22 protein-coding genes are annotated in these 20,334 nt (G+C 38.5%); 8 read left to right on the top strand and 14 right to left on the bottom strand.

The annotated features are described in order from the left end of the window. Nucleotides 1–267: 267 nt before the first annotated feature. Both V6670_RS10985 and V6670_RS10980 read right to left on the bottom strand, forming a co-directional pair. On the bottom strand, nt 268–1,170 hold the full coding sequence (locus tag V6670_RS10985; protein ID WP_338654585.1) for a CobW family GTP-binding protein: 903 nt from the start codon (nt 1,168–1,170) through the stop codon (nt 268–270). 68 nt (nt 1,171–1,238) lie between these two features. Then, entirely contained in the window at nt 1,239–2,753 is a 1,515-nt protein-coding gene (locus V6670_RS10980; RefSeq protein WP_338654583.1) for a S41 family peptidase, read from the bottom strand. A gap of 751 nt (nt 2,754–3,504) precedes the next feature. Here V6670_RS10980 and V6670_RS10975 point away from each other — a divergent pair. Then, the gene (locus V6670_RS10975; protein ID WP_036126072.1) at nt 3,505–3,771 is read left to right on the top strand and encodes a hypothetical protein; all 267 of its coding nucleotides are present in this window, start codon (nt 3,505–3,507) and stop codon (nt 3,769–3,771) included. A 42-nt stretch (nt 3,772–3,813) separates the two neighbouring features. Here the strand turns inward: V6670_RS10975 and V6670_RS10970 are convergent, their stop codons facing one another. The 3 genes from V6670_RS10970 to V6670_RS10960 all read right to left on the bottom strand — a co-directional run bounded on the left by V6670_RS10970 (nt 3,814) and on the right by V6670_RS10960 (nt 5,717). Next, nucleotides 3,814–4,557 carry a polysaccharide deacetylase family protein gene (locus tag V6670_RS10970; RefSeq protein WP_036126074.1) on the bottom strand — a complete coding sequence of 248 codons (744 nt, stop codon included), beginning with the start codon at nt 4,555–4,557 and terminating at the stop codon, nt 3,814–3,816. Nucleotides 4,558–4,978: 421 nt separating this feature from the next. Next, on the bottom strand, nt 4,979–5,404 hold the full coding sequence (gene fabZ, locus V6670_RS10965) for a 3-hydroxyacyl-ACP dehydratase FabZ (protein ID WP_141904431.1): 426 nt from the start codon (nt 5,402–5,404) through the stop codon (nt 4,979–4,981). 73 nt (nt 5,405–5,477) lie between these two features. Then, nucleotides 5,478–5,717: a DUF3953 domain-containing protein gene (locus V6670_RS10960; RefSeq protein ID WP_186436165.1), complete on the bottom strand. Its 240-nt coding sequence runs from the start codon at nt 5,715–5,717 to the stop codon at nt 5,478–5,480. Nucleotides 5,718–5,865: 148 nt separating this feature from the next. Between V6670_RS10960 and V6670_RS10955 the strand changes: the two genes are divergently transcribed. Next, entirely contained in the window at nt 5,866–6,483 is a 618-nt protein-coding gene (locus V6670_RS10955; protein WP_036126079.1) for a LysE family translocator, read from the top strand. On the opposite strand, the gene V6670_RS10950 is transcribed toward V6670_RS10955, so the two are convergent. The 3 genes from V6670_RS10950 to V6670_RS10940 all read right to left on the bottom strand — a co-directional run bounded on the left by V6670_RS10950 (nt 6,463) and on the right by V6670_RS10940 (nt 7,469). Continuing rightward, complete coding sequence (locus V6670_RS10950; RefSeq protein ID WP_338654240.1) at nt 6,463–6,705, bottom strand: hypothetical protein; 243 nt, start codon at nt 6,703–6,705, stop codon at nt 6,463–6,465. The genes V6670_RS10955 and V6670_RS10950 overlap by 21 nt on opposite strands. 5 nt (nt 6,706–6,710) lie before the next feature. After that, entirely contained in the window at nt 6,711–7,127 is a 417-nt protein-coding gene (locus tag V6670_RS10945; protein WP_338654238.1) for a GNAT family N-acetyltransferase, read from the bottom strand. A gap of 177 nt (nt 7,128–7,304) precedes the next feature. Then, complete coding sequence (locus tag V6670_RS10940) at nt 7,305–7,469, bottom strand: hypothetical protein (protein ID WP_180957800.1); 165 nt, start codon at nt 7,467–7,469, stop codon at nt 7,305–7,307. A 134-nt stretch (nt 7,470–7,603) separates the two neighbouring features. Between V6670_RS10940 and V6670_RS10935 the strand changes: the two genes are divergently transcribed. Together V6670_RS10935 and V6670_RS10930 are read left to right on the top strand one after the other, a co-directional pair. Then, nucleotides 7,604–8,446, top strand: coding sequence for a copper amine oxidase N-terminal domain-containing protein (locus V6670_RS10935; protein ID WP_338654235.1), 843 nt, complete (start codon nt 7,604–7,606; stop codon nt 8,444–8,446). A gap of 84 nt (nt 8,447–8,530) precedes the next feature. After that, the gene (locus tag V6670_RS10930; protein WP_338654232.1) at nt 8,531–8,704 is read left to right on the top strand and encodes a hypothetical protein; all 174 of its coding nucleotides are present in this window, start codon (nt 8,531–8,533) and stop codon (nt 8,702–8,704) included. A 133-nt stretch (nt 8,705–8,837) separates the two neighbouring features. Here the strand turns inward: V6670_RS10930 and V6670_RS10925 are convergent, their stop codons facing one another. Then, nucleotides 8,838–9,332 (bottom strand): Lrp/AsnC family transcriptional regulator, encoded by a 495-nt coding sequence (locus V6670_RS10925; protein WP_036126093.1) that lies wholly within the window; start codon nt 9,330–9,332, stop codon nt 8,838–8,840. A gap of 147 nt (nt 9,333–9,479) precedes the next feature. Between V6670_RS10925 and V6670_RS10920 the strand changes: the two genes are divergently transcribed. Further along, nucleotides 9,480–10,418, top strand: coding sequence for a DMT family transporter (locus tag V6670_RS10920; RefSeq protein WP_186436167.1), 939 nt, complete (start codon nt 9,480–9,482; stop codon nt 10,416–10,418). Nucleotides 10,419–10,437: 19 nt separating this feature from the next. Here V6670_RS10920 and V6670_RS10915 read toward each other — a convergent pair whose 3' ends face one another. From V6670_RS10915 to V6670_RS10905, 3 genes are all read right to left on the bottom strand, one after another. Beyond that, entirely contained in the window at nt 10,438–13,521 is a 3,084-nt protein-coding gene (locus V6670_RS10915; RefSeq protein WP_338654226.1) for an ATP-binding protein, read from the bottom strand. Nucleotides 13,522–13,873: 352 nt separating this feature from the next. After that, nucleotides 13,874–14,212 carry a hypothetical protein gene (locus V6670_RS10910; RefSeq protein WP_338654225.1) on the bottom strand — a complete coding sequence of 113 codons (339 nt, stop codon included), beginning with the start codon at nt 14,210–14,212 and terminating at the stop codon, nt 13,874–13,876. 454 nt (nt 14,213–14,666) lie between these two features. Continuing rightward, nucleotides 14,667–15,047, bottom strand: coding sequence for a hypothetical protein (locus tag V6670_RS10905; RefSeq protein WP_338654222.1), 381 nt, complete (start codon nt 15,045–15,047; stop codon nt 14,667–14,669). A gap of 211 nt (nt 15,048–15,258) precedes the next feature. On the opposite strand from V6670_RS10905, the gene V6670_RS10900 reads away from it, so the two are divergent. Together V6670_RS10900 and V6670_RS10895 are read left to right on the top strand one after the other, a co-directional pair. Beyond that, nucleotides 15,259–15,738, top strand: a complete 480-nt coding sequence (locus tag V6670_RS10900) for a DUF6530 family protein (protein WP_338654221.1) — start codon at nt 15,259–15,261, stop codon at nt 15,736–15,738. A 20-nt stretch (nt 15,739–15,758) separates the two neighbouring features. Further along, a complete protein-coding gene (locus V6670_RS10895) occupies nt 15,759–17,135 on the top strand; it encodes an MATE family efflux transporter (protein ID WP_338654220.1) in 1,377 nt (458 codons plus the stop codon). Nucleotides 17,136–17,462: 327 nt separating this feature from the next. On the opposite strand, the gene V6670_RS10890 is transcribed toward V6670_RS10895, so the two are convergent. Then, nucleotides 17,463–18,257, bottom strand: coding sequence for a PhzF family phenazine biosynthesis protein (locus tag V6670_RS10890; protein WP_338654218.1), 795 nt, complete (start codon nt 18,255–18,257; stop codon nt 17,463–17,465). A 145-nt stretch (nt 18,258–18,402) separates the two neighbouring features. On the opposite strand from V6670_RS10890, the gene V6670_RS10885 reads away from it, so the two are divergent. Continuing rightward, nucleotides 18,403–19,572: a Ger(x)C family spore germination protein gene (locus tag V6670_RS10885; protein WP_338654216.1), complete on the top strand. Its 1,170-nt coding sequence runs from the start codon at nt 18,403–18,405 to the stop codon at nt 19,570–19,572. 28 nt (nt 19,573–19,600) lie between these two features. On the opposite strand, the gene V6670_RS10880 is transcribed toward V6670_RS10885, so the two are convergent. Beyond that, nucleotides 19,601–20,125: a GNAT family N-acetyltransferase gene (locus V6670_RS10880; RefSeq protein WP_036126121.1), complete on the bottom strand. Its 525-nt coding sequence runs from the start codon at nt 20,123–20,125 to the stop codon at nt 19,601–19,603. Nucleotides 20,126–20,334 lie beyond the last annotated feature (209 nt).

Below are 20,334 nucleotides of genomic sequence, written 5' to 3'. Positions count from 1 at the left end.
ACACCCCTCTTAAACTCGTTACTATTTTCGAAAATACGCAATTAAAATGAATAAAAAATGATGGTTTTATGCACTAGATTCTCAGCCTATTTTCTTACCTTCAATTATGGAATAGACCTAGAGATAGCTAGTGTCGCGTGTTTATTACTATTTAATATTACAGTTGTGTTACAAAGGCATTACAATTCATTTACATAAAAATAAAATAACCTGCGTAAAGCTACATATGACGTACATATGCAAAATTTCGCAGATTATCATTTTTATTCATTGTCCCCCAATGATAGGTAAAGAACTGACATTTTCTCCAATAATGACAAGTTTTGCTGGCATTTTGATATACTCAGGGAGCCATTGGACCATTCCATAAGCATATTGAAACAGCATCGGATTTTTAATGCCCTCAATCGGCACATAGCCCTTCATACGATAAATCGTTTCTGGTAATGTACGAATCCAATCTTCAAATTGCTCCTGTGTAAATTCGCTATCTGTGAATTCCACTAAGCGTGAGCCAAGCTGCATGGAGGCTATTGGCGCTTTGACAATGCCAGCTTTATCAACCTGTGCCGTTGCCTTTAAGCCTTCAAGTAAGTGAAGTGGAACTCGCCCATTCGTTGTTTGCAAAATAAAAGCATGTGGGTTTAAGCCTTGGAGTTCGTAGACCACTTGTCCTTGCTCTGCCTCTGTTAATAAATCTGTTTTATTTGCTAATAATAAGTGCGCATGTCGAATTTGCTCCATAAATAAAGAGCGTACTTGCGGTGTTAACGTATCACGGTGCAGCCAGAGCTTGGAATCAGCCACTGTAATAATGCCTTTGACATTTAACTGATCTGCAAAAAGTGGTGAATACACAGCGTCTAATGCTTCCACAGGATGAGCAGCTCCCGTTGTTTCAATAATTAATACATCAAAATCACTATCTAATAGAAGAGATTGAATTTGTGCCTCCGTTTTTTCAGCACCTGAACAGCAAATACAGCCCTCCAGCATCTCCTTGAGCGGGATATCTTTCTCCACTGCCTGTGAGTCAAATGGCAGCTTTCCTAGCTCATTCATAATAACTGCAGGCTTTAGATTCTTTTCTTTTAATTGGCGAATGACATCCGTAAGCATGGATGTTTTGCCACTCCCTAAAAAGCCACTAAATAGGTATACATCTTTCATCATTTTTCCTCCTATAAAAAAAGCTGTCGCAAATGCCGTGAAAGACGACCGTTGCGACAGCTACATTGTTAGTTTGTTGTGTCCTCTGTTTTTTCGGCTGTTCCTGAAAGAAGCTCTTTCGCTTTTAATAACTGAGGATCATCGGCTTTCATTTTTGCACGTAAAGCATCCATTAACGCATACGTTGTATTGCCTGTTAAAATACCTGTTTCTTCAAGGTTATTTGCTGCTTGTAGTTTTTCTACAGCACGTGCAGTATTGTCATCGAAAATACCATCTACTTCACCAGGCTCATACCCTAGCACTTGAAGCATCTCCTCTGCTGCTTTTACAGAGTCCGACTGTAAGCCGGTCTTCATTTCTAAAGAGGCATTCAAGTAAGGTAAAGTAGCATACGATGGATAACCAACTTTGACATCAGGCTCAATGCCTTTTTCGTTAATCCAGTTCCCATTTGGTGTTAACCATTTACCTGTTGTAAATTTCAGATTAGAGCCGTCTTTTAATGGTGTTACATTTTGGACAGTCCCTTTACCGAAGGATGTTTCACCTACAACTTTGGCACCGACAGATTCTTTTAATGCACCTGCTAAAATCTCAGAGGCAGAGGCACTACCACTATCGACAAGTACTGTAATTGGTAGGTTATATTTTTTACCTGCAATGGCATTTGTAATCTGAGGCTCTGCATCTTTTTCTTGTACCTGAACAATCGCTTTTCCTTCTGGTACAAAGAAATTAGAAATATCGACAGCAGCCGTTAAATAGCCACCAGGATTTTGACGTAAATCTAACACAATGCCCTTCATTCCTTTGCCTTCATACTCAGCAAGGATTTTTTCAAGCTCTTTCGTTGTTTGTTCACTAAATGAGGTAATTTGAATATGGGCAATATTGCCATCGAGCATTTCCCCATAAACTGTTTCTACTGGGATTTCATCACGAACAATGGTCATGTGAATAGCCTCTGTGTTTTCGCCGCGTTTCACCGTTAATTTCACTGGTGTTCCTTTCTCACCGCGAATTAAAGCAACCGCTTCTGTTGCACTCAAGCCTTGAATGCTTTTCCCATCAACCGTTAAGATGATATCTTTTGGTAATAAGCCTGCCTTTTCTGCAGGAGAATTTTTGATAGGTGACACAACTGTAATATAACCATTACGCTCTTGGATTTCCGCTCCAATTCCTTGGAAGCTAGAAGATAAACCAGAATTAAATTGATCTGCTTCTTCCTTTACCATGAAGTCAGAATAAGGATCGCCTAATGCATCGAACATACCATTAATAGCACCATCGACTACTTTTTCATCATCAATATCTTGGTAATAGTTATTTTTCAGTAAATCAAATGCTTCATATAATTTTGTAAATTCCTCACGTTCAGTCGGAACTTTCACTTCTACTACTTTCTTATCACCAAACGTTAACGCAAAAATCGTTAACCCTGCCGTAATAAGGATTGTAAAGAACATTAGCATGATAAATTTAAACGGTTTCAGTTGTATAAATTGTCCTGCCGGCTTTATTTCTGCTGGAGTCGGCTCCTGCTGCTGTTCTGTACTTTCATTTTTCTGTTCATCCATCTTGATTGTCACCACTCTCATATACACTAACTTGTTGTCACACTACTACCATCTTAACAGGTTATCCAGAAGACGAAAAGAAAAAGACTGCCAAAACTTCATGACAAACCTTAACCTATCATGCTTCATCCTATCTAGCATCCTAGCACCTATTTACCCCATCATACTGTTAAGTTTAGGTATATAATGGTACTGCCTTTTAATTTTACTCATTTCCTAGTTGCAGTCAACCAAAAACTCAAAGAATCATAGAAATGCTATAAGAATATAACGTACAAGTGACGAAAAAAGTTGCAGCTCCTCAGCAACTATTCATTCTTTTTTTGCCATTTTTTATAAACGGAATGAACAGTTAATCGACGGAAGGAAAGCAGTTGCCCTTTATATACGACTGAAAAATTACCATACAGTGTAGGCGCTTTTTCCATCAGCTCATCTCTTGAAGCTCAATCAACTTAGGCTATAACCCTAACTTTCGTGCAGCCATTTGAATGTTTCCGTCGCAACGTCTACATAGGGACATTGAAAAAATCGTAAAAAGTTTTAAAAGTTTGCCAATCGCTCCTGCCCATTCTCTCTAGCAACGCACTATCCATTTCAACAAGCTCTACATTTGCCCATGCTATTTTCCCCAATAATTTTGCTGAGCTAACATTACCATTTTAGCGAATCATTCAAATGCCTCGTGAATCGCCTTTTCCATTGTTGTCGCATATGATGCAAGTAATGACAATTGTAAGGAGGCAGGAAAATGGGAAGAAATAATAAACAGAACCAGAACAATGATTCAATGGATATTTATATTGCAAAGTTAGCCTATATCGGCACAGCCATTTCAACTTTAGGGGATGGCATTCAGACCATCGCAGCTGGTCTAGCTCTAGAGGCACTACAAAATGCGAAGAACGATTCTTCTCCAACAAATAATGGTGATCAAACAGCCAAAGTCGATAACATGCAGAAACAAATCGATTATTTAATTGCTGAGCTAAAGCAAATCAAAAAAATGTTAAAATAACCTTTACATAAAGAGTAGCGTGGAAGCCAAATACCTACCACACTACTGTTTTTTTATCTTTTGATGAGTCCTTTGTAGTTCCATCAATTCAGAAACCGTCACAAACTGGTAGCCCTGCTTTTCAAGCTCTGGCAAGATTTGCTCCAATGCTTTGACGGTTTGGGCTCGGTTTCCGCCACCATCATGAAACAGCACAATATTGCCAGCCTTTACGCCTTTTAAAACCGTATTAACGATGCGATTGACCCCTGGATTCTTCCAATCGAGCGTATCCAAATGCCAGGACCACATAACGACTTTATAGCCTTTTTTGGCAATCGCCTCTATCATGGCATCGGTATATTGCCCTTCAACGGGTCGAAATAAGGTTGGCTGATAGCCCGTAATTCCTGCAATTACCTCATCTGTTTGTTGAATTTCCTTCATTAAATTAGGTACATTTGTTTTTAAAGGGTGTGTAAAGGTATGATTGGCCAATTCATGCCCTTCTTCATACATTCTTGCTATCAATTCGGGATTTTTTTCTGCATTTTGACCAACAATAAAAAAAGTAGCTTTCGCATTGTATTTCTCTAATACATCAAGAACATCCGCTGTATAGGTACGATGTGGACCATCATCAAACGTTAAGGCAATGATTTTTTCCTCTGTTTGGATTTCCCAAAGAATTTGTCCCGCTTCCTCATAATACTTTCTGCCCTTATTTTCAGAAGAACTTACTTTGACATAAAAAAACGACACCGTGATCAAACAAAGTGGTAGTAAAAACAGTAAAAATTTTTTCACATTTTCACGTCCCCAAATAATTTTCGTACTTTATTATTTGTGGATTTCATAAAAAAATGCTTATGTTTAGCTTTATTTCATTAAAATTTATCATGACGTATGTTTTCCAGCACTCATATAATTTTTTGTTGAAGCTTGTCCGAAACATTCAATCACACCACGGTGTATTTGTCGCAGACGCTTCACTTTCGCCGATTTCAGTTTTTTCTAGATAACGAATAGAGTTACCCGCAGATCGTTACATCTTGTGACAAGCTCACCGTTATTCCCACGTGGCGCTCACCCGCCAAAAAGCATTCATTGCCCCTATAGAGAAGGGAGTCTTCAATTGAATCATGAGGACAAGATTGTAGTACGTCATCAAGCAAAGTCAAGACAAAAACACTATGCATGAAACTATCATTTATAAAAGGACCTCCTTTTACTGGCCAAAAGCAAAAACAAGGTCTGTTTCACAAACGATTTCTCCATTCACTGTGGCAACCCCACTTCCTTTACCGACTGTCCCTTTCACACGGTTGATCACTACCTCAAGCCGTAGCTGATCACCAGGCTTTACTTGTTTTTTAAAGCGACAATGATCAATGCCCGCAAGCAAGCCTAACCGCCCCTCATTCCCTACCTTTGTCAGCATAATGGCTGCACTGACTTGCGCTAACGCTTCCACAATGAGCACACCTGGCATGACAGGATAATGTGGAAAATGTCCCTGAAAGAACTCCTCATGGATTGTCACATTTTTCAATCCAACTGCACGCTTCCCCTCCTCTAATTCCAAAATACGATCTACTAAAAGAAACGGATAGCGATGTGGTAATATTTCTTGCAATTGTTGACTTGTTAACATATTGATTCCTCCACAGCATTTTTATAACCTTATTCTAACACCAAATATTAGTACTTAGTAATAAAAAATGAAGTTAGTTAAAAAATGACTGTCCGACAATTACAAATAGAAAAATGGCCGTACCAAAAGAAAGAATACTAATGGCAGATCGTTTGGCTCTTTGCCACTCTCTCATACCAATGAGTAAAAATGTACAACCTAACAATATGAAAGTAACTGGTAAGAACGAAAAATCTTTTGTAATAAGACCATACATACTCGTCACCACGATTGGGATAAATATGAATAGTTGTAGACAATAGGACCATTTCATGCCGATCATCTCCTCGCTAAATCATTTTCTGAATTTTTTTTCATTCCTTTTTCAATATTTCTTTATCGACAGCCCTATAGTCGCTGGAATATAATATTCCATGCATTCACCTTAGATTGATTAGTTTATTAGAATAGGAAGGTTTCGCATGTTATCTTTTATCGCAATAGTACTTTTATTATTTTTAATCCCAGGTCCTGCTGTTATTATCACGATTACACAAACATTAAAAAGTGGGAAAAAGAATGGTATTTATACCGCTTTAGGCATCGGTCTTGGAGATTTAGTTCATACGTTAGCGGCTGTTTTAGGTCTTTCTGCTATTTTGATGAAATCAGCTACAGCCTTTGAGGTAGTGAAATATATTGGGGTGGCCTACCTTGTTTATTTAGGTATTCAGATGCTCCTCACAAAACCCAAAAAAATTGAACAACCAACTGTGGAACAAAGCCCTGCTAGTACATCATTCCGCCAAGGCTTTTTAGCAGAAATTTTAAACCCGAAGACAGCTTTATTTTTCCTTGCCTTCTTACCACAATTTGTACAGCACAATGAGCAATCTGTCACAAGCCAATTGCTAACATTAGGCATCACCTTTGTCGTGATGAGTGCTTTGTATACAATACTACTAGCGATTATTACAAGCTTCATTGGCGAAAAAATCTTTACGAAAACAAGTGGTAGCTCACGTTGGCTTGAAAAAACTGTTGGTTTTGTCTATATCGGTCTCGGTGTCCGTTTAGCACTACAGACACAAAGTAGATAATCTGGAGAGGAACACAAAAGAGTGTTCTTCTTTTTTTTGCAGGAAAATGGAGAATTCAAAAGCATGAACTATTTTAAATGGTTGCTTCGTTTCTGGATGTTCGAATGAAACCGTGATACTTTCAACATCTGGTTTTTCATCGGAAGGCTTTTCTGTTTGTGCACAGGCACTAAGCATGAAGCATAGCATCATTAATACGACAAAACCCTTTACATAATTCATCCTTTTCATCCGTCCTTTTCATCAATAAATAATTTAACCATGCTAACATTCATGAACGATATGCCTTGACGCTCGACAGTTTGTGTTTGAATGATTTGGTATCCTTTTCGTTCAAAGAAGGGTCTCGCTGTAAGACTAGCATCTGTGAAGATATGGGTAAGACCAAGCTTTTTTGCGTCCGCTTCTAGTAAATCTACTAAGGCTGCTGCAATCCCCTGTCTCTGAAAATCCTTATGGACATAAAGACGATCTAAATAACCTTCCAGCGTCATATCCCCAAAGCCAACAATTTGATCATGCGCCCTTGCGACATAGGTCTTATTATTTCTTAAAGTCTTTTGCCAAGCCGCTACGTTAACTCGCTGCATTGCTAACGGTGCCCAAGCCTCCAATTGTGCCTGTGAATAATCTTGAGCGTTCACACTATGTACAGTTTCGTAAAATAATTGCAGAATTTCTTCTAATCATCGTCATGATAGTTTGTAAAATCAAGCATCTATACACCCCTTTTCTCGCAATCTATTATACCAATTATATGATATTTATGTAAAATTATAGAAAGCTTATAGATCAAAGTAATCTATAAGCTTCTCTTCGTTTTACTGTTTCGGTGTATTGGCTGTCAGTGGATTCGCATTGGCGACTAGTTGTACAGGCGTCGTCGTTTGTTGAAAGCTATCCTTCTGTCCTTGATTTGATTTCCCATAGCCTTTCATGGCAGCAAACAGTGCTGCACCAACAATACCCCAGGTCAATAATTTCATTTAAAAACCTCCCTTCACCGTTAGTATTCGAGAACAATTACGGAATATAGCTGTAAAAAATTAGCTACCAATAGCCAATAACTATGGTAAAATATTGAAGATGCTAAAAACTCGAATACAGGAGGTTGACTACCATGAAAAAAGTCTTCACTGGACTATTGTTAACATCTATGTTTTTTGTGGCTTTTCCGGCTGATGCTGCCACTACACAAATTAAAATAGATGACGTAGTAGTAAAATCTGATACAGCACCTGAGCAAAGAAGCAATCGAATCATGGTGCCATTGCGTGTGATCAGTGAAAATCTAGGTGCGCAAGTGCATTGGAAGGATTCACAAATTACCCTTGCCATGAATAAAACATTGATTGTATTAAATCTCAACAACAAGACTGTCATGAAAAATGGCAAAACAGAGCAATTGGATGTGCAGCCATACATGAAAAATAATCGTACCTATGTACCGATTCGCTTTATTGCGGAAACATTTGGCAGTCAGGTCCAATACAATCAAGGTACAGTCAGTATCACTTCTGAACCACTACTACTTGACAATAAAAAAATAAAAGCCCTTCGCTATGAATATCAAATGACAATGGGTGGTGTTATTCAAGACATTAAAGGCAATGCTTATCATAAAGCGCTTTATCAAGTTTTCCAGCAAAAAGGAAACAAAGTAGAGGAACCTAAAGAATATTCATGGCAAATTAATTTAGACATACCTGGTTCCTATTCTAAACGTGGGCAATATCGTTTTATGAGCGATGATACGAACACAGTCAAACAATTTGATATTTATTCATTAAATACTGGATTCCCTGATGAACTATTACAAGGTCATCCCCATCATCTACTGCATGATGTGTTTGAAGATAGCTGGTATATTTTCACAGATCAAGCAGTTCAATCTATAGAACAGCTTATAAACAATGCTGCCACTAATGGCTTTAGTACCATTATTAGTAATACAGTAGCATAATTTTTTGTAAGCGATGTTCAACATATTCTGCATGAAAATGGACAAAATATTCATATCTACATCGAATATATGGAGGTTTGCCTCATGCAGAAGCTACTGTTATTAAGTTGCGTGCTATTATTCCTCTTAGCTGCCTGTTCTGCGGAAGAAGCTCCGCCTAGCGAAGAAGCGGAAGCTAAAGAACAAACCGTCAATGCGCAGCCACAAGAAAACCTGAATACTTTGGGATATGACCAACTCCCAGCAAAGGATGAATAACGAGAAAAGTAGATAGCATCCAAACACGCTTCTATAAAATTCTATCGTTGTATAACCTAAAAAGTATGCCACAAGTATCGTAGAAAACCCTTAATAGGTCATCCTGAAAACTAAAAAAACAGCAAGTTTGAGCCTAAAACTCACACTTGCTGTTTTCTTCTATAGGTAACACAGTAGAATATTTAATTTCCCTCAAGGATAAGTTCGTTTGAATTCTAGAAACCCCTAGCTTATTTAATTTGCGGATGAATTGATCTAATTCTTTGCGATCTCGAATGACAACCTTTAATAAATAATCATACGCACCTGTTAAACAATGACATTCCATGATTTCGGTCATCGTTTTTAAGCTGTCCTCCAATTCCTCGATTTCCTTCGCTTGGTGAATATTAGTGCTCATAAAGACATAGCACAGTAAATCAAATCCTAGCTTTTCTTGATTTAAAATAGCCACTTGCTGATCGATATATCCTTCTGTTTCAAGGCGTTTGACCCTTGTATGGGTAGCTGGCGGAGACAAGTTTACTCGTCTAGCCAATTCTGCATTACTGAGTTGCACCTCTCTCTGCAAAATCGCTAAAATTTGAAGATCCACACTGTCTAATGCTTTATTTTTAATCTCCTCCATTGTTATCTCTCCTTTTGATTATTATTCGGCAAGTACATATTAGACTCTATTTCAGAATATTCTTCTGAAATTTATTGAATTTATTTTAATTATTTCAAATTAGTACACTTATACAAAATATTATACAGCCAAAACCTCAATAATGCTATGATTCTTAATATACATAAAATCATAGGAGGGTTACATACCTTGGTCAAATTTTATATGGGCTTAATGCTCGTCACAAGCTTACTTTGGGGAGGCAATTTTGTTGTGGCCAAGACGCTTGTGGCGCATGCCTCTCCGATGACTTTAACGATGGCAAGATGGTTCATTGCGGTGATTGTCCTTGTACCATTAGTCTGGTGGAAAGAAAAGAAGCTAGTCCCTGCAAAAGCAGCGCTTGTGCCGTTATTGTTAATGGGTATTACAGGTGTCGCCTTGTTTAATATTTTTCAATTTTTAGCGTTGGAGCGAACAACATCCACGAATGCAGGGCTTATTTCAACGATGAATACGATGTCCATAGCTCTTTTTTCATTTGCTTTTCTCAAAGAAAAAATAAATGGCTTGCAGCTTTTGGCTATGACTCTTTCTTTCATGGGGGTGGTTCTCGTCCTTTCGAAAGGAGATTTGCAGCAGTTACTGGATTTTCAATTGAATATAGGGGATTTATGGATGGTAGCTGCGGTTTGTGTCTGGGGACTTTACTCGGTTTGTAGTAAGTGGGCTATGAAAACAACCTCTCCATTAATGGCCACATTGTATGCGGGAGTGTTTGGTGTTCTTACTCTTGTTCCGTTCACCAGTATGGAATTCACCTTCTCTAATATCAATCCATCTTTCATACTTTCTCTTCTGTATACAGGAATTATCTCTACTGTCGTTTGTATGGTCTTTTGGAATATGGGCGTACAGCAATTAGGAGCCACAACCTCTGGCATTTTCCTAAACTTCAATCCGATTTTCACTGCCCTGCTCGCGTTCTTCTTTATCGGAGAAAAGCTGAGTTGGCTTCAAGGCATTGGAGGACTGATCGTTATTATGGGCTGTTATTTATTTACGCACTTTAAAACCAAAATGCCTCAGAATCAAATTTGTCATTAACATAAGATGCCTTCCCCTCTCAGTATTCGCTGAGGGATAAGGCATCTAATTGATTAGTTGTTTTCTTTGGTAATACAACAAATGAAACAGCAGTTCCTTCATGTAGCTTGCTTGTTATGTGTAAGCCTTGACCGTAATGCTGTTGCAGACGTCTATGGGTATTTGATAAGCCAATACTTCTGGATGGATGTTTGTTCGGCTGTAGTAGCTTCGCCAATTGCTCTTCGTCCATACCAACGCCATCATCTGAGACACTAATTTCGATATGAGTACCACAATCAATGAGACGAATGTGAACGGTTCCCCCTTCAACACGCTTTAAAATACCATGCTTTAATGCATTTTCAACTAGCGGTTGAATGGTTAGCGATGGAATCCATACATTTGTCGCTGTATCTAAGTCCCATACGACGCGAATACGTTCACCAAAACGTTCCTGCTGAATATAGAGGTAGGCTTGAATTAACCGAAGTTCATTTTCTAATGGAACAAGCGCTTCTACGTTTTGAAAATTATAGGATTCTCTTAAAAAATCACTTAATGCCTCTACTAATTTAGCTGTCCGCTCACTGTCCAATTCACTTAACGTTAAGATAGCATTTAATGTATTAAAGAGAAAATGGGGCTCGATTTGCGCCTGAAGCCACGCTGCCTCCATACGATGTCGTTCTTGAATAGATCGCTTCACCTTTGTTAATGCCTCAACGCGAGATCGAAGCTCTAAGGCATCAACAGGCTTGACGACATAATCATTGGCCCCTGCTGAAAAGCCATTTTCAATATCATGTGGCTGACTACGTGCAGTTAGTAATAGTACGGGTAAATCCGTCATGAAGAATTGCTTACGGATGATTCGTACTAATTCATAGCCATTCATTTTCGGCATCATTACGTCTGAAATCACTAAATCCCATTCCTGGGACCGTATATATTCAAGTGCCTGCAAACCACTTGTCACCGTGACGACATCATACTGCTCATTCGCCAAGAGGGTTTCCACCACTCTTAAATTGATGGGCTCATCATCCACTACTAAAATTCGTGGCTGATTCCACGCATCTCCTACATCGTTCATTCCATCTTGCTGTACCTCAGGGCTTTCCTGTTTTTGATGAGCCTGCTGTGCAAGCGTTACCTCTTGAGCTTCCGCTTCGTCAGATAGTGGTAATGTGAAGGTAAAGGTGGTGCCTTGTCCCACCACTGATTGTACGTCCAATGTTCCCCTTTGTAGTTCAATCAGTCGCTTACAAATACTAAGCCCTAGCCCAAATCCGCCCTCTACTATCGTCTTACTGACAGTACCTTGCTCATATGGCTCAAATAATCGCTGCATGGTTTCCTCATCTATGCCAATGCCCGTATCTGCCACCACAATCTTCGCCATGCTAGCCTCGGTATAGCCCGAAATTGTAATAGTACCTTCATTAGTAAATTTCACGGCATTATGTACCAAATTAAAAATAATTTGGATTACCCGATTTTCATCTGCCAATACTTTTTGAAAGTCTGCTGGAATTTGCTGAACAAACTGAACCGGCTTTCCTTCAATCATAAAACGTAGCATATCGAAGACGCCAGCCACGATGGTATGAATGGAAACCGTGGTCAGATGCAATTTTTGTGTATTATCCTTTAGGCTCATCACATCAAGTAAATCGTTCAATAAATGCGACATTCGTTGCCCAACAGACAGCACCGTTTCTAAATCATGGACGCTTTTATGACTAAGTGCATGGGACTCGCGCTCTAAAACAGCCTTGGACATATTGATAATACTATGCAGCGGATTGCGTAATTCATGGGAGGTGCTTGCCAGAAATTCATCCTTTAGTTTATCTGTCTCTTGCAATTTTTGGGCAAGGTCTTTTGTATCCGCATGCACTTTTGCATAATCTTTAAACCACAATGTCGCTAAACAAGCAATGGTCATTATCAAATCAAAGGGATATGAAATCACCTTGATTCCTGAAATCAGTAGCAAAATATCCCAAAGAATACTATTGATAAATGCAAGGATTGCTAAAAGTAGAAAAACATGCTGACGGATATCTTTGAGCGCCTTTCCTAGCATCATCATCATGGTGATCACAATGGGAACGCCTAAAATGACAATATAAACACTTTGTATCGACACTACATATCGTGTTGGTAGTACAATAGCCAACACAGCTGCACAGGCACATACAAGGGCAAATCCCTGCTGATAACGGTGAAAATGGCGTGGTAGCCATGGATCGATACATTGTAGCAGGGAATAGCCAATGCCAATCATCGAAAGGTGAACCAATATAAACCCCCAATCATAATTGATTGGAAACCAAAATGAGAGAAGCTTATCGTCACTCCCTAATAGATAATAAAACATGATACTGACGGTTAAGAGTGAAAAGAACAATAAAGGTCTTTCCTTATTTCCAACCAAATATAGGATGATCGAGTAAATGGCATGTAAAAGTAAAACGACTGCCACTAATAGCTGCATGGTGATAGACAATTGTGTTTCGCGATAGATAACATCTTCATATCCGAATTTTATAGACCGCACAATTCCCCCATTACGAGGATCTTGAAAGTTAGCCACTTGCACAACAATGTCGATTTCACTTTGGCCCTTTGTGTCAAAAGAAGCTGTAAATGGAACATTTTTGGCCATCGTTTGCGCTCGATTTTCACCTAGCTCCCCAGCCTTCGCAACTAAACGATCATTTACATATATTTCTGCTGCACTACGAATGCTAGGCACCCTTATGCTAAATGTTTTTGTTTCTTCTGGATTAACCTGTATTTTCAAATGATAGGAGCCGTAGCCATATGGCGTCAGCTTACCTTCTTGAAAAATTTGGTCCCAACCATCTGGAACCTGTATGTACGTGGGGGGAGAAGGTGGTTGATTACTATCCATCAACCAGTGAGAGGAATAAAATGTCCATTCACCATCCAGCGTCAAAGCATTCTGTTGAAAATCAAAATCCCGTACATCGATTTGCCCTTTTTCTGCGTAGGGTTGGTCTGGCTGAGTAAATAAATGCAACCACAATATGCGTGTGCTCGTTAACAAAATAAAAAATAAGAGAATAATGATCGCTATTTTTTTCTTTTTCATAAGTGAATCTCGTCAAAGGGCAACATAGTATTTCTCCTTTGCGAACGCCACCTCCTAGGTCTTGATCGAGTAATGATCTTACAACCTTCCAATTCTACCAAGCACATCTCTACAAATTCTGAACAAATTCTTAATATAGTCCTAATCGAATAACGGGCTCTGATTTGGTTGAGCCATTTCGCTAAAACATTTCATATACTTCCACAACCCTTTCTATCCAATGCCTGTAAGTAAAGTCGGGTTTTTAGAACTTTTTGCCATAAAAAAAGCAGCTACTCCGATAAGGAATAGCCGACTTTTAATTTGAAGCTTTAAAGGTATAAGAGCAGTTAAATCAAGCCTACACAAGATATTACATGCTTTGAGGCGGAATGATGCCTGTTACAAGTAAAATAAAGAACACCAAACCAATGAGGAAAAATATGAACGAGGCTTTAAAAATGGGACCAAGTTTTACCTGGAATCGTTCTCGCTCATGAATGATTCCTGTTTGTGCACTAACCTGAGATGCATAAAGCCTAGACATGGCTCCACCACTGCTGGAAAAATAGAATGTGCCTAACGTAAAGGCAATACCAGTGAAAAACATCACTTCTATAAATCGGACAGAGAACATTGTGGCAATCCAATAGGTTAACGCTATCTCCACAATCCAGGCAATAACCATCATAATAAAGTGTTTCCGACGCATTTTTAGGAGCTCCCTTCCTTGTTCTTTTACTAGTTTTACGCATGTCTATTGGGAAAAGTTTCATTTTTTCTGAATGTATTGTCAATAAGAGATTAAGAAATCCCTTGTTTAAGAACATAAACTATAAAACGGTGTTATTTTCAGCACACAAAAAGACCAGAAACTCTCGAAAAATAGAGTCCTGGTCTTTTTGTGAAAAGTGAAACTTACTAGTTTGCTTTAGTTTTTGTATTCTACTATTACAGTAGTCGTGTCAGCTTTGAAAAGGTGACAGGTTTTTGAAGGAATTTTGAAAAAAATTAACCCTTCACGTTATCATACTTCTCTTATTCTTTGAACCGTTTAAAGTTTAACTCCTTCAAAAATGCGATACCGTAAAAAACAAGCAAAGTAGCAATAATCGTTTTCTTGTATAGAGAAGCAACATCCCTACATAAAGTACGAATTTGCTAGCTTAACGCTTCTTGCGTAAACTCGTGAACAATAGATAAATAACGATGAACAGGGCGAGGATTCCTAATGCTTTATAAAGATATAAGGCAATGTTTGCTTTACGTTGATACGTATATTCTCCATCATTCACCGCTTTAAGGTATGCTCCTTTGTCAACTTGTACCGAGATGGCGACCTTTGTATCGGTTCCCTTTATCGCAAAGTACTTGGTTCCTTTTGGATATGCATTTGAAAAATTGCCTCCATGTTGCTCCATATCTGAATACTTCGTTACCTTTCCTATTTCATTCTCAACTGCGTGCACTTTCTCGTCCGTTACTTCATATATATAACCATCCCAAACTACGAAAGGATAAACCCAAGTTGTTGCGACAGTGTTCACAGGTATTATTACGAGACATACTATACAAAACAAAAACATGCGCAGATAGCCCTTCATCACATCACCCCTTCCATCATCTTACATATTAGACTTAGCCTAGCAGAAAAAGTTACACTGCCATTTCTATTGACTTCTGTTTAGGTGAATGCTAAATTTACTAAAGCAGTAATTTACTAAATTACTAAATGCGAATAACAAGGAGTGCTTAACAATGAAAATTCCAACACATTTAAAACATAAACCTGTAATCATTGCTGAAAACTATGCCAATATCGATGGGCGTACAGCTTATCAAACTGATACACAAGGACTTTCACTTGGGTTGGCACAATGGAATGATCGAGGAAAGGTTGATATTTCTGCGAAGGTTTGGCGACATACAGGTGGCAAATGGTCACGTCAGTCAGAAGAACTACCCCTCCATCGTGTGCTTGACCTCGCTATTCTAGTATGTGAGACACAACTTTATTTTAAGGATGCATACCGCTACGAGCACTTATATGATGAAGCAGACCCTGTTATTAATCGAGTAGGCTTACAGGGTGATGCTATGACTGTGGAAGTTTGCACAGAAAATGAACAAATTAAAGAGGATATTCAGCTTTTTCAGCAAGCATTAAATAATGATGGTGAGCTAATCGGTGAACGCCTTCGCACACTATCACGAATCTTAAAAGAAATGGGTTATTAAAACTCAAGAGGATTTTAACGATGAATGAACAAATGTTACAGGATGATAAAAAACTACGAAAGGCCTTTTTTAATTTCTTAATCCCGGTGATGCTAGCGAATGTACTGCAATCTGTCGGCCAAGTATTTGCGATGTTTATCGTCGGGCGCAATTTAGGTGTAGATGCACTCGCTGCCATTTCCGCATTTTTCCCGTTTTTCTTCTTTTTAATGGCCTTCGCAATTGGCATAGGTTCGGGAAGCTCTATTTTAGTTGGGCAAACGTTTGGGGCTGGTCATCATGAAAAGATGAAAGAGGTAGTTGGGGTAACCCTTGCCTTTACTACAATTTTATCGATTATCGTGGCGCTCTTTGGCGGCTTTTTCATTGAATGGATTTTACGCTTTATGAACACACCAACAAATATTTTAGACATGAGTATTAGCTATGCACAAATTTTATTTTTCACATTACCCATTATGTTTTGGTATTTAGTGTATACAACCTTTATGCGCGGTGTCGGTGATTCGAAAACACCCTTTCTCTTTTTAGTAATTAGTGTGGTGTTAAATATCGCCTTCCTCCCACCGCTGGTATTCGGCTGGTTCGGATTACCCGCGTTTGGTTTAAATGGTGCTGCCTATGCTTCTGTGTTATCAAACTTAGTGACCATGATTTTATTATTAGCTTATTTGCATAAAACAAAGCATTTACTACGTTTTGATAAATCCATCTTACAGCATTTTAAATTAAAGAAAGATATTTTAACATCATTATTAAAACTAGCGATTCCATCAAGTATAAGTATGGTTGCCATTTCAGTTGCAGAAATTGCCGTTATTGGTTTTGTCAATGCCTATGGATCTGACGCCACTGCTGCTTATGGCGTTGTCAATCAGGTAGCTAGCTATGCACAAGTACCTGCAATGAGTATTGCCATTGCTACATCCGTTTTCGTAGCACAGGCTTTAGGAGCGAATTCTACAGAAATGATTAAAAAAATTCGTCAAATGGGTGTGCGTATTAACTATCTTTTAGGTGGCGCAATCATTCTCATCATGTATCTATTTGCAGAGCCGATTTTGGCTTTCTTTATCGATTCACATGATACTGTGCTCATTGCCAAAAATTATTTATATATCGCCTTTTGGAGCTATTTAATATTTGGACATACGCAAACCGTTTCCGCTACGATGCGTGCCACTGGTGTCGTACTATGGCCGACCATCTTCTTAGTCATAACGATTTGGGTTGTGCAAGTGCCATTAGCGTACTTCTTGTCCCACCATACGTCACTTGCATTAAACGGTGTTTGGTTAGCCTATCCAATTACCTTCTGCGTCCATTTCATTATGCAATATGCCTACTTCAAGCTAGGCTGGCAAAAGCGAACATTAAAAGCGATGCTTAGCGAATAAATGACACGGGACATGCAACAAATGCATGTCCTTTTTGTATCCAACAAAATAACCAGGCACTCAGAAATTGAGCCCTGGTCATTTTGTGAAAAGTGAATGTTACTATTTTGCTTTAGTTTTTTTGTATTCTACTAATAGAGTAGTCGTATAGCATTGCGAAAAGTTACAACCAATTTAAAATTTTTTTAGTTCTTTCCTGCAAATAGCGCAAACCATCGTCAGTTGATAAAAATTGACAAACACCAAAAAGGCGTTGGTATTTATGAATAGGATGCAAATAACAATCCTTTTGTAAGCTTTCATTCAGCTCTCTTATCTAAAGAGCTTTTAAATACTTAATCTTCCATTCAACACGAGAACGGCTGAACCCGCTATCGCTACTGTTTCGCGTTGGGGTGTTACGTATAAAATACCACCCCGTTTGGATAGCTGCTTGCTTACTAGCTGGTTTTTCAATAGTTTTTCACACCAGTATGGCCCAAGTGCGCCATGACTAGACCCATTAACATGATCTTCGTCAATCCCTTGTGCTGGAGAAAAAAAGCGGGATACTATATCAATGCCCTCTTCCCTCGACCTACTGGTCACACATATCCCCCTAACAGGAAATTGTTCCATCGCAGAAAAATCTGGTTCGAAATGTGCAATAAGGTCTTCATTGCTTAGTTCCACGATATAATCCAATTCGGTACTCCCTACATAGATCGGTTTACTTCCTAACCAGTCTTCCAATGCTGGAGGACACACTATTTCATCAATTGAATATTTTTTGATGGTAATTTCCACTCGCTCCTGTTGCCATCTTGCCTGCAACGGACCATTTGTTGATTGAAATGTGATGGTCTGATGCTTAGGCACGATCCCCTGCTGCCAGAGCAGAAAAGCACTAGCAAGGGTGCCATGACCACAAATCGGGATTTCTGTCTCTGGGGTAAACCATCTTATCGAAAAATCAAGCTGTTTGTTTTCAATAAAGACCGTTGTCGGGACAGGTACCTCCTGTGCAATTTTTTGCATCGTCTCCTCAGAAACATCTGCATCTACAAAACATATTGCTGCTGGATTCCCTTTATATAGCTCTGTTGTAAAGGTATTAATTATAGAATAGGAAATAGTCGTCATCTTATTCACCTCTTCTCTCATCATAACGCAAACAAGCAAGTGCTGAATATACACACTCAAACAAATAATCATTTTATAAAATAACCACCTTTTGTCTAAGCTAACATTATAAAATACAATGGTAGAGCTTTTGAGTGGAGAAACGATGAAACCATATTTCAAAATTTTAATGATTATTGGATTGACGACCTTACTCGCTGGATGCTGGGATATTACTGAACCACAGAGAATGTACTATATTAATGCAGTAGGTGTAGACTATGAAAACGAAGAATATGTTGTCTATTTACAGGTGATTAATTTTGCCGATGTTGCGAAATCGATTCAGCCCAGTGCAGATGTGGCTCCTGCGGAGGTGGGTCGTGCCACTGGCAAAACAGTAGAAGAAGCGATTTACAAATTATATCGCTCCTCCGATCAGGAAATATTTTGGGGTCATATGAGGTTTCTTCTCTTTTCAGAGCGGGCCATGGAAAATGAACATTTTATTCCAGTCATTGATACATTGATACGTTTTCGCGATACAAGATACCAAATTTGGGTGTACTGTACAAAAAATCCGGTAGATGAAGTGCTGCTTGTCACACCCATCCTAAGAAATTCTTTGTCCTCATCAAAATTAAGTAACCCGATTAACCCAACTGAACAAGAAACCTTTGTTGAACCCAAAAATATAAGAGATATCGTCATTGGTTTAAATGAACCAAGCCATGAAGTGACCATCCCATATGTGTCCATTAAAGAAGATTGGCAAACAGATGAGGATCGAACAGAAGAAACTTATTTTTCAGGGGTTGGTGTCCTATCAAAAGATGGCTTTAAAGGATTTTTGCAAGACAATGCAGCAAGAGGCAATCAATGGATGCATAACTATACAAATCGCGGTGAAATTACCTTCCGATTAAACACAAATGGTCAGGAAGAATTAACCGTGAGTATTGAAAAAATTCATGTCGATGTGAAACCACATGTCAAAAAGGAAGATGTTTCATTTGAAGTCGAATTAAAAATCAATGCGACCATTAATGGCTTTAAAGGAAAAACAACGGAAAAAGAGCTGGAAAAACATATAATCAAACAAGTGAAAAAGGAAATCCATGAAACCTTCAATGAAGGCTTAAAATTAGGTGTTGATATCTATCGATTATCAGAGTCTCTTTATCGGGACAACGTCAAAGCATGGAAAAGGTTAGAAAAGGATGGAAAAATTCCATTAACAGAGGATTCTATCAGTAAAATTCATGTGGAAGTAGCCAAAATCAATCCAGGTCGCAAAACATTCACAGAAACTATAAAAAAAGACCAGAAGCCCTAACTTAGGGAATCTGGTCTTAAAAAAATTTTTATTTTATGAGTGAATACATATATGTATCATGTGGCATATTGTTTTGATGCATATATTTTTTTAATAATCCTTCTTGTTCGAAACCTATTTTTTGCAATAGTAGCTGAGAAGCTTCATTTTCTGTAAAAACAATAGCCCCAATACGTACTAAATCCATCTCTTCAAAACCATAGGAAATGGCTCTTTTCACAGCTTCCTGAGCATAGCCCTTTCCCCAATAGTCAGGAAATAGTGCGTAGCTGATTTCTGCTCTCCGATGCTCCATTGACCACTCTTGAAAGCCAAGTGTACCAATAATTCCTTCTTGTTCTTTTAATGCAATACCCCATTTAATACCACGTTTTTCGGTAAAATTGTTTGCAAAATTTTTAATGATTTGTTGCACTTGTACTAAGCTCGTTAAGGGTTGTTGCCCATAATGGCGCAAAACTTCAGGATTCGAAAAGCAATCAAGAAGAGCTTGTGCATCAGGACTCCCTAATTCTCTTAACACTAATCGTTCAGTTTGTAATATAGGAAACATAGCATACCTCTTTTATCATAGATTTGTTAAACAAATTTTTTTCGACGAACTATTCCAATCTCCATTTCCATTTAATGGAACTTAAAAGAACAAAGCTAATTATCATGTTCTTTTGCTTGCCTATTCCTACAAGCTCTCCTCATCTTCTTTTGCATAAAATCTTACTTCATGTCCACAATAAGTTCTAAATCAGTCTACTTGAGGTGAGA

Source organism: Lysinibacillus sp. Y5S-8 (assembly GCF_036894365.1).
GTDB lineage: Bacteria > Bacillota > Bacilli > Bacillales_A > Planococcaceae > Lysinibacillus > Lysinibacillus fusiformis_D.
Note: the sequence above shows the minus strand (reverse complement) of the source record. Positions and strands in the feature narration are given on the sequence as shown.

Excerpts from the sequence above, each read along its gene's own strand:
- V6670_RS10985 (WP_338654585.1), bottom strand. The coding sequence starts at position 1,170 with ATGAAAGATGTATACCTATTTAGTGGCTTTTTAGGGAGTGGCAAAACA.
- V6670_RS10980 (WP_338654583.1), bottom strand. The coding sequence starts at position 2,753 with ATGGATGAACAGAAAAATGAAAGTACAGAACAGCAGCAGGAGCCGACT.
- V6670_RS10975 (WP_036126072.1), top strand. The coding sequence starts at position 3,505 with ATGGGAAGAAATAATAAACAGAACCAGAACAATGATTCAATGGATATT.
- fabZ (WP_141904431.1), bottom strand. The coding sequence starts at position 5,404 with ATGTTAACAAGTCAACAATTGCAAGAAATATTACCACATCGCTATCCG.
- V6670_RS10960 (WP_186436165.1), bottom strand. The coding sequence starts at position 5,717 with ATGAAATGGTCCTATTGTCTACAACTATTCATATTTATCCCAATCGTG.
- V6670_RS10955 (WP_036126079.1), top strand. The coding sequence starts at position 5,866 with ATGTTATCTTTTATCGCAATAGTACTTTTATTATTTTTAATCCCAGGT.
- V6670_RS10950 (WP_338654240.1), bottom strand. The coding sequence starts at position 6,705 with ATGAATTATGTAAAGGGTTTTGTCGTATTAATGATGCTATGCTTCATG.
- V6670_RS10940 (WP_180957800.1), bottom strand. The coding sequence starts at position 7,469 with ATGAAATTATTGACCTGGGGTATTGTTGGTGCAGCACTGTTTGCTGCC.
- V6670_RS10935 (WP_338654235.1), top strand. The coding sequence starts at position 7,604 with ATGAAAAAAGTCTTCACTGGACTATTGTTAACATCTATGTTTTTTGTG.
- V6670_RS10930 (WP_338654232.1), top strand. The coding sequence starts at position 8,531 with ATGCAGAAGCTACTGTTATTAAGTTGCGTGCTATTATTCCTCTTAGCT.
- V6670_RS10925 (WP_036126093.1), bottom strand. The coding sequence starts at position 9,332 with ATGGAGGAGATTAAAAATAAAGCATTAGACAGTGTGGATCTTCAAATT.
- V6670_RS10920 (WP_186436167.1), top strand. The coding sequence starts at position 9,480 with ATGATTCTTAATATACATAAAATCATAGGAGGGTTACATACCTTGGTC.
- V6670_RS10915 (WP_338654226.1), bottom strand. The coding sequence starts at position 13,521 with ATGAAAAAGAAAAAAATAGCGATCATTATTCTCTTATTTTTTATTTTG.
- V6670_RS10910 (WP_338654225.1), bottom strand. The coding sequence starts at position 14,212 with ATGCGTCGGAAACACTTTATTATGATGGTTATTGCCTGGATTGTGGAG.
- V6670_RS10900 (WP_338654221.1), top strand. The coding sequence starts at position 15,259 with ATGAAAATTCCAACACATTTAAAACATAAACCTGTAATCATTGCTGAA.
- V6670_RS10895 (WP_338654220.1), top strand. The coding sequence starts at position 15,759 with ATGAATGAACAAATGTTACAGGATGATAAAAAACTACGAAAGGCCTTT.
- V6670_RS10890 (WP_338654218.1), bottom strand. The coding sequence starts at position 18,257 with ATGACGACTATTTCCTATTCTATAATTAATACCTTTACAACAGAGCTA.
- V6670_RS10885 (WP_338654216.1), top strand. The coding sequence starts at position 18,403 with ATGAAACCATATTTCAAAATTTTAATGATTATTGGATTGACGACCTTA.
- V6670_RS10880 (WP_036126121.1), bottom strand. The coding sequence starts at position 20,125 with ATGTTTCCTATATTACAAACTGAACGATTAGTGTTAAGAGAATTAGGG.